Here is a 12,442-nt window from a genome sequence, read left to right as displayed (position 1 = left end):
TAGTGTCTAACTTTTTGGGGCATGTTCATTTTCGTAATCGGATTTTATCACAAATAAGGTTGTGTTTATTATAAAATGCCAATTTCTTTCATGCAATCTTTCATCATTTGATAGGTTCTTTCGATGTCGTTGTCTAATCCTATAGAAAAACGTATTAGTCCATCGGTCAATCCCATTTCTACTTGTTCTTCTAAAGGAATCTCAGAAGAAGTAGAAGTTCCTGGTGCGCTAAATAACGTTTTGTAGAATCCTAAACTTACGGCTAAGTATCCTAAGTTACGCTCTTGCATTAGTTCCATCAAAGCGTTTGCTTTGTCTAAATTTCCAACGTCAACTGTCATCATTCCACCAAAACCATACTCAGGATTAATCATTTTTTTGTAAACTTCATGACTTGGGTGACTTTTTAGTCCTGGATAAACTGTTTTTAAACCGTCTTTTTCAAATTTTTCTGCTAAATAAGTAGCATTGTAACTATGTTGTTTGATGCGTAAATGAAGTGTTCTTAGGTTTTTCATTACTGAAGCAGAACGCATGCTGTCCATTGTTGGTCCTAAAAGCATACTTGCTCCAGAATTAACATTTTTCAAGTCATTAATAAATTCTTGCGACGCACAAACAACACCGCCTACAGTGTCGCTGCTTCCGTTAATGTACTTTGTTAAACTATGAATAACAATATCGGCTCCTAATTTAATAGGAGAAACAGATAAAGGTGAAAAGGTATTGTCAACAACTAGTTTTAAATTATGTTTTTTTGCAATTTTTGAGAGATTGGCTAAATCGGCAATTTCTAATAATGGGTTGCTTACTGTTTCGCAGTATAGTACTTTAGTGTTTGGTGTAATAGCAGATTCAACGATATCTAATTTTGTGATATCTACAAATGATGTTTGTATTCCCATTCGCGGAGCAAAGTTTTTTAAGAATGCATATGTTCCACCGTATATAGTTCTGCTTGAAACAACATGGTCTCCATTTCCGCATAATTGTAATAGAGTTGGTGTTATTGCTCCCATTCCAGAAGCGGAAACATTTGCTGTTTCTGTTCCTTCCATAGCGGCTAATGCTCTGTCTAAGTATAAATTACTAGGTGAAGAATGACGAGAGTATAGATAGCAACCTTCTGCGTTTCCTTCAAATGTATCGAACATTGTTTTTGCTGATAAGAAAGTATAGGTTGATGAATCAGAAATTGAAGGGTTAACTCCTCCAAATTCTCCAAAGTATTGTAAATCTTGAATTTTGTCTGCTGGATTGAATTTCATATATTTTTATTTAAAATTAATTTGATTGATAATTGGAATTAAACCGCTAAAAAAGAACTCTACCGCAATTACCATTACAATTAGTCCCATTAATCGCATCATTACATTAATGCCTGTTTGACCAATTATTTTTATAATTCTTGAAGAGCTTAATAGAATAAGGTAGGTAAAGAAACTTATAATTAATATGGAAGAAAATAAGAAGACGATTTTTAAAATGGAGTCTGCTTCTTCCATTAATACAATTGCATTAGTAATTGCTCCTGGTCCACATATCATTGGTATTGCTAGTGGTGTTATTGTTATGTCGCTTACATAGCTATTTATTTCTTCGGTTTTTATTTTTGAAGGGCTAAGTCTTGATTGAAGCATATCCATTCCCATTAGGAAAAATATTGCACCGCCAACTATTTTGAAACTATTTATAGAAATGCCAAAAAATGAAAATAGTAGTTGTCCTGAAAAAGCAAAACCACAAAGGATGAAAAAGGAGTATAAGGTTGCTTTTTTTGCTGTTTTGTTTCTTTCGTCTTTTGGTAGGTCAGATGTCATAGCCAGAAAAACAGGCATCGTTCCTAGAGGATTGATTAGAGTGAAAAACGAAGTCAAACATAAGAAAAGAAAAGAAAAAGCAGTATTCATTGTTTTTTTTATTACAAATTAATGTAATAAAGGAATATTTATCAATGATAAAGTTAAATTTCAGTTTTATAAACTGGTTTTTTGTGATATAGTTGTTGTTTATTCTGTTTGAAGAGTCTTTTTTTGTATTTTTACTAAAAATATAAACAAATGAAACTAGACGACATTGATAAGAAGCTCTTGGAGTTGATGCAGTTAGATACAAAAAGGACAACAAAAGAATTGTCTTTAAAGTTACATCTTTCTGTAACAGCTGTTTATGAGAGAATTAAAAAACTAGAACGAGAGCAAGTAATTAATAAATATGTTGCACTTTTAGATAAATCAAAGGTAGATAAAAATTTCGTAGTTTTTTGTCATATAAAACTAACGCAGCATAATATTGATCTGATTTCTCAATTTGAGAAAGAAGTTGTAAAACTAGATGAGGTTTTGGAATGTTTTCATGTTAGTGGAGATTATGATTACATTTTGAAAATCTATGTTAAAGATATGGAAGCTTATAGAGAATTTATGGTTACTAAATTAACAACGATACAACATATTGGTAGTACACATAGTACATTTATGATTGGAGAAGTAAAAAACACAACTGCTTTTAAATTATAAGTTGAATTAATTGTTTGTATTTGAAAGTATTAACAATAAACAAATTATATCATGAAAAGTAAATTATTAAAAATTGAAGGTGTAGTAACCTTAAATAGAGAGAATCAAAAAAATATTTTAGGTGGTGTTTCTGGAAATGTAGATTTATCAAAATACGGATGTTCATGTAGTGGTTCTGTAACAGGTCCGTTTTACTGTAGTAGATATTTTGCATGTCCTCAGGTGTATACTTGTGACGATAATGTTTCAATATAGTTATCAACATAATAAATGTAATAAGCTATCTAGTTTACTAGGTGGCTTATTTGTTGAAATAAGTATAGTCTAATTTAGATAATAATAGTTTGATGTATTATTTGTTTTGTATTTATTTTTTGTTATATTTGATAAAATTTTAACAAAAAAAACAAATACAGATGAAAAGTAAATTATTGAATATTTCTGGAGTAGAAATTTTATCAAGAGAAAATTTAAAGAATATTGAAGGAAGTGCAAAAATAGATATGTCAAAGTGTGGATGTTCATGTAGTGGTTCTGTAACAGGTCCAGCTTATTGCCAAATGTACATGGCTTGTTTACAAGTTTATACTTGTAATGAAGAAATGTAGTAGATTTTAAAAGAAAATAGAAGAAGTAGTCTTAATGAAAATTAAGGCTATTTTTTTTATATAAAAAAGTTTCTAATGTGATAAAAAGTTGAAATGGATATATTTTCCAAATAAACTAAAATGTTGTAAACATAATTCCTTAATTTTGTATCTTATTATTTTTAAATACACAACATAAATAAAATATATTCTATGAGTTCATTTGACGTAGTTATTATAGGTTCAGGTCCTGGTGGATATGTAGCAGCTATTCGTTGCGCACAACTAGGAATGAAAACAGCTATTATTGAGAAATATTCTTCACTTGGAGGTACTTGCTTAAATGTAGGATGTATTCCTTCGAAAGCGTTATTAGCATCTTCTCACCATTATCAAGAATTGCAACACTTTGCAGATCACGGTATCGAGGTTTCTGGAGATGTTAAAGTTAACTTAGAAAAGATGATAGCTAGAAAACAAGCTGTTGTTGATCAAACATCTGGTGGAGTTAAATATCTAATGGATAAAAATAAAGTTGAAGTTTTTGAAGGAATTGGTTCTTTTGAAAGTGCAACAACTGTAAAAGTTACTAAAAATGATGGTTCATCAGAAGTGATTGAGTCTAAAAACATAATTATTGCTACAGGTTCTAAACCATCATCTTTACCGTTTATTAAATTAGATAAGGAAAGAGTGATTACTTCTACAGAAGCATTAAAATTACCAGAAGTTCCTAAGCATTTGGTAATTATTGGTGGTGGGGTTATTGGTATCGAATTAGGTCAGGTATATTTAAGATTAGGAGCGAAAGTTTCTGTAGTTGAATATATGGATAGAATTATTCCTGGAATGGATGCTTCTTTGTCTAAAGAATTGACAAAGGTGTTGAAAAAACAAGGAATGAAATTTTATACATCGCATAAGGTAAAATCTGTAGAAAGAGCAGGAGATGTAGTAACAGTAGAAGCTGAAAATACAAAAGGAGAGGTTGTTTCTTTAGAAGGAGATTATTCATTAGTTTCTGTTGGACGTCGTCCATATACTGATGGATTAAATGCAGATAATGCGGGTGTTAAGTTAACAGATAGAGGTCAGGTTGAAGTGAATAATCATTTACAAACATCTGTTTCTAATATTTATGCTATTGGTGATGTTGTTCGTGGAGCGATGTTGGCACATAAAGCGGAAGAAGAAGGTGTTTTGGTTGCTGAAATTTTAGCAGGTCAAAAACCACATATTGATTATAATTTGATTCCTGGTGTTGTTTATACTTGGCCAGAAGTTGCTGCTGTTGGTCAAACAGAAGAGCAATTGAAAGAATCTGGTGTAGCTTATAAATCGGGAAGCTTTCCTTTTAAAGCTTTGGGAAGAGCTAGAGCAGGTGGAGATACAGATGGATTTGTTAAAATCTTGGCTGATGCTAAAACGGATGAAGTTTTAGGTGTGCATATGATTGGAGCACGTTGTGCAGATTTAATTGCAGAAGCAGTTGTTGCAATGGAGTTTAGAGCTAGTGCGGAAGATATTTCAAGAATGTCACATGCGCATCCAACATTTGCAGAAGCAATTAAAGAAGCTGCTATGGCTGCTACAGATAATAGACCATTACATGTGTAATTAAGTATTAGTACTATATCAATAAGCGGGTTCGTCAATAGGAACCCGCTTTTTTTATACAATAAATAAATTTTTATAACTGTTCCAATAGAAATTGATAAGAAAGATATTTGCGCCCAATATAAAAAAAGCAGTTACAAAAAAATGTAACTGCTTTTTAGTTATTTCGGTTTGATAGAAATAAACTATCTCACTCTTTAGAATAGGAAGATTATCTTCTTCTTTTTTCTTTAATTTTAGCTTTTTTACCAGTAAGTTCTCTGAAGTAGAAAATACGAGCTCTACGAACTTTACCTCTTTGGTTAACTTCAACTTTTTGTAAAGCTGGCATGTTAACTGGGAAGATACGCTCAACACCAATTGCACCAGACATTTTACGAATTGTGAAAGTTTCAGTTGTTCCAGTACCTCTTTTTTGTATTACTACACCTTTGAAGAACTGAGTTCTAGTTTTTTCACCCTCTTTAATTTCATAGTACACAGTAATTGTGTCTCCAGCTCCAAATTCTGGGAAATCTTTTTTTGTTACAAATTCGCTTTGTACGAAATCTACTAAATTAGCCATTGTTAATGATATAATTATTTGATTTAGAACAACATACACGTCTATCGCTAGAGGTTGGTCCAAATATGGGTGCAAATGTAAAAATTAATTATGAATTATTAATTACTAATTGTTAATAATTTATGACTTATTAACTTGAATTTTATTCTTCTAATAAATCGGGTCTTCTGTTTTTGGTGTGTTCGTAGGCTTTTTGTTCTCTCCACTCTTCAATTTTAGGGAAATTTCCGCTTAGTAGAATCTCTGGAACTTTCCAACCTTTATAATCTGCGGGACGCGTATAAATTGGAGGAGAAAGTAAATTGTCCTGAAAACTATCTGTTAATGCAGAAGTTTCATTACTTAAAACACCAGGAATTAAACGAATAATACTATCGCAAAGTATAGCCGCTCCAAGTTCACCACCAGAAAGAACATAGTCACCTATAGAAATTTCTCTAGTAATAAAATGGTCACGCACACGTTGATCTACTCCTTTGTAATGTCCGCAAAGTATAATTATGTTTTTTAATAATGACATTCCATTTGCCATATTCTGATTTAAAGTTTCGCCATCTGGAGTCATATAAATAATTTCATCATAATCGCGTTCATCTTTCAATTTGGCAATGCAATCATCTATAGGTTGGATATTCATAACCATTCCAGCACCACCACCAAATTGATAATCATCTACACTCTTTTGTTTGTTTGTAGTATAATCTCTTAAGTTGTGAAAATGTACTTCAACCAATCCTTTCTCAATAGCTCTCTTTAATATTGAAGCTTCAAACGGACTTTTTATAAGTTCAGGTAATACGGTAATAATATCAATACGCATTGGAATGTTTTTTGCAAAAGTACTTTAAAAGTTTAAAAGTGTAAAGTGCTTTATTATATTTTGAATCTGAAACTCACAATTACTTAATTCGTAATAAAAATCCGTATTCAAATTTTACAAAAAACCGTATTTACTTTTTTTCAAATGAACACTAGGTGGTTTTTACATAATAAATTTGTTTTAAATTTAGATATCATCCTCTATAGGTGTTTGTCGTTTTATGATTAACTTTAGACGTAAAAATGTACCAAATTAAAATATATTTTGTAATCTTTGAACTTAATAAAAAAATGTATAATGAGTAAGACTAAACTAACAGTTAATAGCAATGGTTCTTTGAAGATTGAAGGTGATTTTGAAATAGTAGATAGCCAAGGAAATACATACGGATTAGAAGGGAGAACTACTTTAGGTATTTGCCGTTGTGGAATGTCAGGCAATAAACCATTTTGCGATGGTTCGCATCGTAATAACTTTGATCATGAAGCAAAAGCATTTGATTTGCCTCCAATGAAAAAATTATAATGAACAATAATATTGCAAAAAAACTTTCAATTAATTGCAATTGAAGGTTTTTTGCTTTTGTATAATTATTTTTTGGTTTACACTCCAAACTGTCACAAATGATGATCTAAATGTTTCGATTGTAGATTCTTCCAGTCTGATTCACTTAATTTTTCCCAAAAAGGATGTGTTTTAATTTGAATTACTTGAAAACCTTTACCTAATTTTTGAACTTTTTGTGTTAACTCATTTTTGATAGTTTCAAATTCATAATGTTCTGTACGAATAAATTCTTTGGCTGTTGGGCTATTTTTCTTGAATTCAGGGGTGTTTAACCATTTGTTTTTCTTCATTCGACCTAATATTCTCATTGCGAAAGGAATTTTTAATGTTTCCGTTCCTAAATCTACTGCGATTGGAGAAACACAATGTGATAACATTTGGTTAACAGACATTTTACCCCAAACTGCTTTTGACTCTGAAGTTAAATTATTGTCTTGTCTAATCTTATTTTAAAGATTATAGAATGGATTAAATATACTAAAAAATGCATAATCAAAAAAGTTTCAATTATGCATTTAATAGAAGTAGTTCTTTGTAAACTATGGATTAGTAGACCAAAGTGAAGCATTTTTAAGCATTGCTCTTCTAGGTAATTGAAGACTAGTAACAATTAATTCTGCAAAATCTTCAGGTTGTAATACACTATCAACCGAATCTTTGTTTGCAATTCCTAATTCAATCGACATATCAGAAGCAATTGTACTTGGTGTTAAAGTACAAACTCTAATATTGTTTTTGCGTACTTCTTTCATTAGTGATTCAGACATTCCGATAACAGCAAACTTAGACGCAGAATAAGCAGAAGTATTTGGGTTTCCATTTAAGCCAGCTGTCGAAGAAACATTGATAATATCTCCTTGATTTTTTTCAATCAGGAAAGGAAGTACTTCTTTTGTAACATAATACATTCCCATAACATTGGTTTGAATGATTTCTGTCCATTGGTTTACTTCCATATCGTTAAAAGAACCAAAAGCCGCAATACCAGCATTGTTTACTAGAATGTCAACTGAGCCAAGAGATGTGATTATTTTTTTTATTCCGTTTTTAACTTCCTCATAGTTGCTAACATCGAAAACTGCATAGGTCGCATTTACGCCTAATGCTTTTAATTCATTTACAGTTTCAATTAATTTAGTCTCGTTTCTTCCGGTAATAGCAACATCAATTCCTTCTTTTGCAAAAGCAATTGCAGTTGCTTTTCCTAAACCTCTACTTCCTCCTGTTATGATTGCCTTTTTTCCGTTTAATTTTTCCATTGTAATTTGTTTTAGTGCTGCAAAAATAAGTATTTGGATGCAATCGAAATGATGTAGGTTCTTAAAGTTATGTGAATTTTCTGTAAATAAAGCGGTTTGTTGCTGATTGAGATGTGGTTTTATATCTTAAAATGTAATTTTTTTTCTGTAATAAAATCACTAATTTTGTGAGATATAATTTAAATTCAATAAAATGCAAGACGGAATTTACGCAAAGTTTAATACTTCTAAAGGAAGTATTTTAGTTAAGCTAACACATGATAAGACTCCAGGAACTGTTGGTAATTTTGTAGGACTAGCTGAAGGACAGTTAGAAAATTCAGTAAAATCAATGGGAACTCCATATTACAACGGATTAAAATTTCACCGTGTAATTCCTGATTTTATGATTCAAGGTGGTTGTCCACAAGGTACAGGTACAGGTGATGGTGGTTATAAATTTGATGATGAATTTCACCCAGAATTAAAGCATGATAAGCCAGGTGTTTTATCTATGGCAAATGCAGGACCTGGAACAAATGGAACACAATTTTTTATTACACATGTTCCAACTCCTTGGTTAGATGGGAAACATTCAGTTTTCGGACATGTAGTTGAAGGGCAAGAAGTTGTTGATGCAGTTGCTCAAGAAGATGCTTTAGAGTCAGTTGAAATTGTTAGGGTAGGAGACGAAGCTAAAAATTGGAATGCTATCGAAGCTTTCAGAACTTTTGAAGGATCTAGAGAGAAAAGATTAGCTGAACAAAAGAAAGAAGCTGAAGAAGCATTGGAAAAAATAGCAGCTGGTTTTCAAAAAACACAAAGCGGATTGCGTTACCAAATTATCCAAAAAGGAAGTGGTAAACAAGCTGAAAAAGGAAAAAAAGTATCAGTTCATTATCAAGGAGCTTTAGAGAATGGTCAAGTTTTTGACTCATCATATAAAAGAAAACAACCAATCGAATTTCAATTAGGAGTTGGTCAAGTAATTCAAGGTTGGGACGAAGGTATTGCATTGTTGAATGTTGGAGATAAAGCACGTTTTGTTATTCCTTCATTTTTAGGATATGGTTCTCAAGGAGCTGGAGGAGTAATTCCACCAGATGCAACTTTAGTTTTTGATGTTGAATTGATGGACGTAAAATAATACTATGTCTATATAGTAATACAAAGTTATACTACAATGAATCCCGAATTTTTTCGGGATTTTTTTATGGAAATAGTTTTTATGGTTTTGTTTAAGAAAATATATTTTAAAAATATTTTTTTTAGCTTGGAAAGGCTAATGGTTACTGGGTTTTTTATTTTTTAACAATTTTTTCACAATTTAATGTGGGGTTTTTCCGTAAAAATTGTTAAATTCGGGTGTTCGTTATTTGCAAATACAACAAAACAAAAACATTAAAATTAAAATCAACAAAAATGAAAAATCAAGAATTGAAAAAACCTTTTTTCGCAAATTTTTTAGAAAATCAATTAACTCAAGGAGAGTCTAATGAAGTACAAGGTGGAGCACTAACTTCAAAATTAAAGGATGGAGATCATACTTTAAAATTCCCTTCTGATAGTGATGATGATACTACAAATCCAATTTCAGATAATGTTCACACTATGAAATACCCATCAGATAATGATGAGTCAGGACCACTAGACGAAATCTAGAAATAATAGGGAGTAACGGTCTAACTGTTACTCCTTAATTTTTATTGTTTTTTTATAGAAAAAAATGAAAATAGATTTTCCTGAATTTAAATAGAAAACATGATTTTATGCATAAGCCATAGTAAAGATTATTATACAATTGATAGTGTAATAAAAAGATTAAAAGAATTAGGCGAAGATGTTTATAGATTAAATTCCGATAATTTTTCTGAAAAGTTATCATTTTCCTATCAAAATATAGCTGGAGAACCACTACTTGAAATTATAGATGGTGATATTCGTTTTACAGCTGATGATATAAAAGCAGTTTGGTATCGAAAAATATGGCCAATTGAGATACCTGAAAATTTAGATAAAGCGTATAGATCAATATATGTTCAAGAATATAGTGCTATGAGAAATATGTTTTTCGAATCTTTAAAAAATAAGGATTGGATAAATCTAATTGAAACAGATCATAGTATAGGAGAGAATAAATTCGAACAATTAAGAATAGCAAAACAATCTGGATTAGCTATTCCAGAAACTATTTTTACCAATAATGGAGCAACTGTTGAGCGTTTTTTTTATGACGTTTGTAAAAAAGAACTCATAGCAAAACTAAACGGATCATTGTCTAGAAGTATGAGCGGATCGGCTTCTTTTTTTCCTACAACCTTAGTAGAAGAAGATCAAATAGAAGAATTAAAGGCTACTTTGGCTTACTGCCCAATGATATTTCAAAGAAAAATAGAGAAAGAATATGAATTAAGAGTTATCTATATTGATGGAATATTCTATGCGGGGAAAATAAATGCAACATTATCTGAAACAGGAAAAACAGATTGGAGAGCAACAAAAGAAGGGAATGTTGGTTGGGCAATTTATGAATTACCTGAAAAAATCACCCATTCTATTACAAAAATGATGAATACAATGGGACTCGTTTTTGGAGCTATTGATGTTATTAAGCAAAAAGACGGTCAGTATGTTTTTTTAGAAGTAAACCCACAAGGAGAATGGGGAATGCTTCAACGCGATTTGGGATATCCTATAGGAGAAACAATTGCAAATAAGTTAGTAGAAAGAAAAAATAGAAAGAATAATATTTAATTTATTGAAATCACTTTTAACAATGAGTTTGTGTATTGAAAGTAAACCATTATAAGTCGATAACATAGATTAGTTATAACAAATAAAATTTAAACATATGAAAAAAGTATTGATTATAACCCATAGCAGGGATAATGAATGCATAACTGTTATTTCAGATAAAATTAAAGAAATGGGAGGACATCCTATTCGTTTTAATGTAGATGAATATCCTACGAAATATTCATTAAGTTCTTGTTATGAGGAAAAACAATGGAAAGTTTTCTTAGATTATGAAGGACATAGAGAAGCACTTCATGATATTGAGGCGTTATGGTATAGAAGGAGTCATCATTTAGCAGATGGATTAAAATCTGTATTATCAGGAGAATTTTTAAGTAGTGCTCATGGCGAAGTGCGTACAACATTATATGGAATGCTTGAAAGTTTGAATTGTTTTCAAATAGGGAAGTATAGTTCTTACAGAAGATTAGATAGTAAAGAAGAACAAATGAAAATTGCTTCATTTTTAGGAATGCTAATACCAGAAACCTGTATTACAAACAGTCCAGAAGAAGCAAAAAGATTTGTAAAAGCACATCCGAATGGAGCGATAGCAAAAATGCAAAGTTCTTTTGCGATTTATAAAGACGGAATTGAAAATGTTGTTTTTACGAATGTTATTAAAGAAGAAGATTTAGAATCTATAGATACATTGCAATATTGTCCAATGCAATTTCAAGAAAAGTTAGAAAAAGAGGTAGAGTTAAGGGTAACGGTTGTTGGAGATGAAATTTTTGCTTTTGCCGTAGATTCTCAAAAGTTATCAAATGCTAAAATCGATTGGAGAAGAGAAGGAACAACTCTGCTTAATGATTGGGTTCCTTATGAGTTGCCATTAGATGTTAAAAACAAAATACTTGAAATGATGGATGTTTATCAAATCAATTATGGAGCTATAGATATAATTGTTACACCAGAGAAAGATCATTATTTCTTAGAGATTAATTCGGCGGGAGAATTCTATTGGTTAGATAAATTAGTAGACGGTGCAATTACTACTCATATGGCAAAAGTTTTATTAGGACAAACATTTAGACGTTACAAACCAGTTTTAGAATACGCTACAGTTTAGTGATTTTGTAGCTTATAAAATAAAATGAAGAGAGTCTCGAATAAAAAATTTCGAGGCTTTTTTTGTTTTGAAAAAATAAGCATTTATTGTATCTTTATTAAAATGATGTTGCTATGGGCTATGGTGGTTTTGGGTTGCAAAAATGGATATATAAGCAAAAAGCGAGAAAGCCATTTACGCGTTCTAGAAATGGAGTAGCAGGGAACTCTGAGTTTTCGAATAATTTTAATGCTTCGTTTGGAGCTTATGAAAAGGATGAAGCTTTAGCGAATATTTCAAACAGAAGAAGGTTTGATTTATTGACATTGTTTGCTATAATAATTGCATTGGGTGGTTTAGGGTATTACTTTTCAATACGATTTAGTAACTATGAAGCTTTAAATAAGAAATCGCAATTAGAAAGTAAAGTTGCTTTTGAAAATAAGTCATATGAAATCTTAATCAATCAAGGAACAGCGTATTATAATGAAGGAGACTATTCTGAAGCTTCGAAAGAGCTAGAGTTGGCTTATGCTATTAAACAAACAAAACAATTGAAATACAAACTCCTTGTTTGTTATCAGGAACTGTGTAATGCTAAAAATAATGAATACTGCAGGAAGTATAAAGAATTTAAAGTAAGGTAGTAGTTATTGGTATTGTTTTTGATTTTGTATTTTTA

The 12,442-nt window shown here is 30.9% G+C and carries 16 protein-coding genes; 10 read left to right on the top strand and 6 right to left on the bottom strand.

Annotated features, from left to right (window positions below):
• Window positions 1-68: 68 nt before the first annotated feature.
• Both L2Z92_RS01675 and L2Z92_RS01670 read right to left on the bottom strand, forming a co-directional pair.
• On the bottom strand, window positions 69-1,268 hold the full coding sequence (locus tag L2Z92_RS01675) for an aminotransferase class I/II-fold pyridoxal phosphate-dependent enzyme (RefSeq protein WP_236457123.1): 1,200 nt from the start codon (window positions 1,266-1,268) through the stop codon (window positions 69-71).
• Between the two features lie 6 nt (window positions 1,269-1,274).
• Entirely contained in the window at window positions 1,275-1,910 is a 636-nt protein-coding gene (locus L2Z92_RS01670) for a MarC family protein (protein ID WP_236457122.1), read from the bottom strand.
• Window positions 1,911-2,060: 150 nt separating this feature from the next.
• On the opposite strand from L2Z92_RS01670, the gene L2Z92_RS01665 reads away from it, so the two are divergent.
• From L2Z92_RS01665 to lpdA, 4 genes are all read left to right on the top strand, one after another.
• On the top strand, window positions 2,061-2,519 hold the full coding sequence (locus L2Z92_RS01665) for an Lrp/AsnC family transcriptional regulator (protein WP_236457121.1): 459 nt from the start codon (window positions 2,061-2,063) through the stop codon (window positions 2,517-2,519).
• A 51-nt stretch (window positions 2,520-2,570) separates the two neighbouring features.
• On the top strand, window positions 2,571-2,774 hold the full coding sequence (locus tag L2Z92_RS01660; RefSeq protein ID WP_236457120.1) for a hypothetical protein: 204 nt from the start codon (window positions 2,571-2,573) through the stop codon (window positions 2,772-2,774).
• Window positions 2,775-2,935: 161 nt separating this feature from the next.
• Entirely contained in the window at window positions 2,936-3,127 is a 192-nt protein-coding gene (locus L2Z92_RS01655) for a hypothetical protein (RefSeq protein WP_236457119.1), read from the top strand.
• Between the two features lie 192 nt (window positions 3,128-3,319).
• Window positions 3,320-4,723, top strand: a complete 1,404-nt coding sequence (lpdA, locus tag L2Z92_RS01650; protein WP_236457118.1) for a dihydrolipoyl dehydrogenase — start codon at window positions 3,320-3,322, stop codon at window positions 4,721-4,723.
• Between the two features lie 211 nt (window positions 4,724-4,934).
• Here the strand turns inward: lpdA and rplS are convergent, their stop codons facing one another.
• Both rplS and trmD read right to left on the bottom strand, forming a co-directional pair.
• A complete protein-coding gene (gene rplS, locus L2Z92_RS01645) occupies window positions 4,935-5,288 on the bottom strand; it encodes a 50S ribosomal protein L19 (protein ID WP_236457117.1) in 354 nt (117 codons plus the stop codon).
• Between the two features lie 142 nt (window positions 5,289-5,430).
• Window positions 5,431-6,108 (bottom strand): tRNA (guanosine(37)-N1)-methyltransferase TrmD, encoded by a 678-nt coding sequence (gene trmD, locus L2Z92_RS01640; protein WP_236457116.1) that lies wholly within the window; start codon window positions 6,106-6,108, stop codon window positions 5,431-5,433.
• Between the two features lie 297 nt (window positions 6,109-6,405).
• On the opposite strand from trmD, the gene L2Z92_RS01635 reads away from it, so the two are divergent.
• The gene (locus L2Z92_RS01635; protein WP_236457115.1) at window positions 6,406-6,633 is read left to right on the top strand and encodes a CDGSH iron-sulfur domain-containing protein; all 228 of its coding nucleotides are present in this window, start codon (window positions 6,406-6,408) and stop codon (window positions 6,631-6,633) included.
• A 92-nt stretch (window positions 6,634-6,725) separates the two neighbouring features.
• Here L2Z92_RS01635 and L2Z92_RS01630 read toward each other — a convergent pair whose 3' ends face one another.
• Window positions 6,726-7,052 (bottom strand): hypothetical protein, encoded by a 327-nt coding sequence (locus L2Z92_RS01630; RefSeq protein WP_236457114.1) that lies wholly within the window; start codon window positions 7,050-7,052, stop codon window positions 6,726-6,728.
• A 162-nt stretch (window positions 7,053-7,214) separates the two neighbouring features.
• Window positions 7,215-7,934, bottom strand: a complete 720-nt coding sequence (locus L2Z92_RS01625; RefSeq protein WP_236457113.1) for a 3-ketoacyl-ACP reductase — start codon at window positions 7,932-7,934, stop codon at window positions 7,215-7,217.
• A gap of 193 nt (window positions 7,935-8,127) precedes the next feature.
• Between L2Z92_RS01625 and L2Z92_RS01620 the strand changes: the two genes are divergently transcribed.
• The 5 genes from L2Z92_RS01620 (at window position 8,128) to L2Z92_RS01600 (ending at window position 12,407) form a co-directional block, all read left to right on the top strand.
• Window positions 8,128-9,060, top strand: coding sequence for a peptidylprolyl isomerase (locus L2Z92_RS01620; RefSeq protein ID WP_236457112.1), 933 nt, complete (start codon window positions 8,128-8,130; stop codon window positions 9,058-9,060).
• 275 nt (window positions 9,061-9,335) lie between these two features.
• Complete coding sequence (locus L2Z92_RS01615) at window positions 9,336-9,575, top strand: microviridin/marinostatin family tricyclic proteinase inhibitor (RefSeq protein WP_236457111.1); 240 nt, start codon at window positions 9,336-9,338, stop codon at window positions 9,573-9,575.
• Between the two features lie 99 nt (window positions 9,576-9,674).
• Window positions 9,675-10,667, top strand: a complete 993-nt coding sequence (locus tag L2Z92_RS01610; RefSeq protein WP_236457110.1) for an MvdC/MvdD family ATP grasp protein — start codon at window positions 9,675-9,677, stop codon at window positions 10,665-10,667.
• A 97-nt stretch (window positions 10,668-10,764) separates the two neighbouring features.
• Window positions 10,765-11,781: an MvdC/MvdD family ATP grasp protein gene (locus L2Z92_RS01605; RefSeq protein ID WP_236457109.1), complete on the top strand. Its 1,017-nt coding sequence runs from the start codon at window positions 10,765-10,767 to the stop codon at window positions 11,779-11,781.
• A 113-nt stretch (window positions 11,782-11,894) separates the two neighbouring features.
• Entirely contained in the window at window positions 11,895-12,407 is a 513-nt protein-coding gene (locus L2Z92_RS01600; RefSeq protein WP_236457108.1) for a hypothetical protein, read from the top strand.
• Window positions 12,408-12,442 lie beyond the last annotated feature (35 nt).

It is taken from the genome of Flavobacterium jumunjinense (assembly GCF_021650975.2).
GTDB lineage: Bacteria > Bacteroidota > Bacteroidia > Flavobacteriales > Flavobacteriaceae > Flavobacterium > Flavobacterium jumunjinense.
Note: the sequence above shows the minus strand (reverse complement) of the source record. Positions and strands in the feature narration are given on the sequence as shown.

Bases quoted from the DNA above. Each gene is read 5' to 3' on its own strand.
- L2Z92_RS01665 (WP_236457121.1), top strand. From the start codon at position 2,061: ATGAAACTAGACGACATTGATAAGAAGCTCTTGGAGTTGATGCAGTTA.
- trmD (WP_236457116.1), bottom strand. From the start codon at position 6,108: ATGCGTATTGATATTATTACCGTATTACCTGAACTTATAAAAAGTCCG.
- L2Z92_RS01670 (WP_236457122.1), bottom strand. From the start codon at position 1,910: ATGAATACTGCTTTTTCTTTTCTTTTCTTATGTTTGACTTCGTTTTTC.
- L2Z92_RS01600 (WP_236457108.1), top strand. From the start codon at position 11,895: ATGGGCTATGGTGGTTTTGGGTTGCAAAAATGGATATATAAGCAAAAA.
- L2Z92_RS01615 (WP_236457111.1), top strand. From the start codon at position 9,336: ATGAAAAATCAAGAATTGAAAAAACCTTTTTTCGCAAATTTTTTAGAA.
- L2Z92_RS01630 (WP_236457114.1), bottom strand. From the start codon at position 7,052: ATGTTATCACATTGTGTTTCTCCAATCGCAGTAGATTTAGGAACGGAA.
- L2Z92_RS01635 (WP_236457115.1), top strand. From the start codon at position 6,406: ATGAGTAAGACTAAACTAACAGTTAATAGCAATGGTTCTTTGAAGATT.
- L2Z92_RS01620 (WP_236457112.1), top strand. From the start codon at position 8,128: ATGCAAGACGGAATTTACGCAAAGTTTAATACTTCTAAAGGAAGTATT.
- lpdA (WP_236457118.1), top strand. From the start codon at position 3,320: ATGAGTTCATTTGACGTAGTTATTATAGGTTCAGGTCCTGGTGGATAT.
- L2Z92_RS01660 (WP_236457120.1), top strand. From the start codon at position 2,571: ATGAAAAGTAAATTATTAAAAATTGAAGGTGTAGTAACCTTAAATAGA.
- L2Z92_RS01605 (WP_236457109.1), top strand. From the start codon at position 10,765: ATGAAAAAAGTATTGATTATAACCCATAGCAGGGATAATGAATGCATA.
- L2Z92_RS01610 (WP_236457110.1), top strand. From the start codon at position 9,675: ATGATTTTATGCATAAGCCATAGTAAAGATTATTATACAATTGATAGT.
- L2Z92_RS01625 (WP_236457113.1), bottom strand. From the start codon at position 7,934: ATGGAAAAATTAAACGGAAAAAAGGCAATCATAACAGGAGGAAGTAGA.
- rplS (WP_236457117.1), bottom strand. From the start codon at position 5,288: ATGGCTAATTTAGTAGATTTCGTACAAAGCGAATTTGTAACAAAAAAA.
- L2Z92_RS01655 (WP_236457119.1), top strand. From the start codon at position 2,936: ATGAAAAGTAAATTATTGAATATTTCTGGAGTAGAAATTTTATCAAGA.
- L2Z92_RS01675 (WP_236457123.1), bottom strand. From the start codon at position 1,268: ATGAAATTCAATCCAGCAGACAAAATTCAAGATTTACAATACTTTGGA.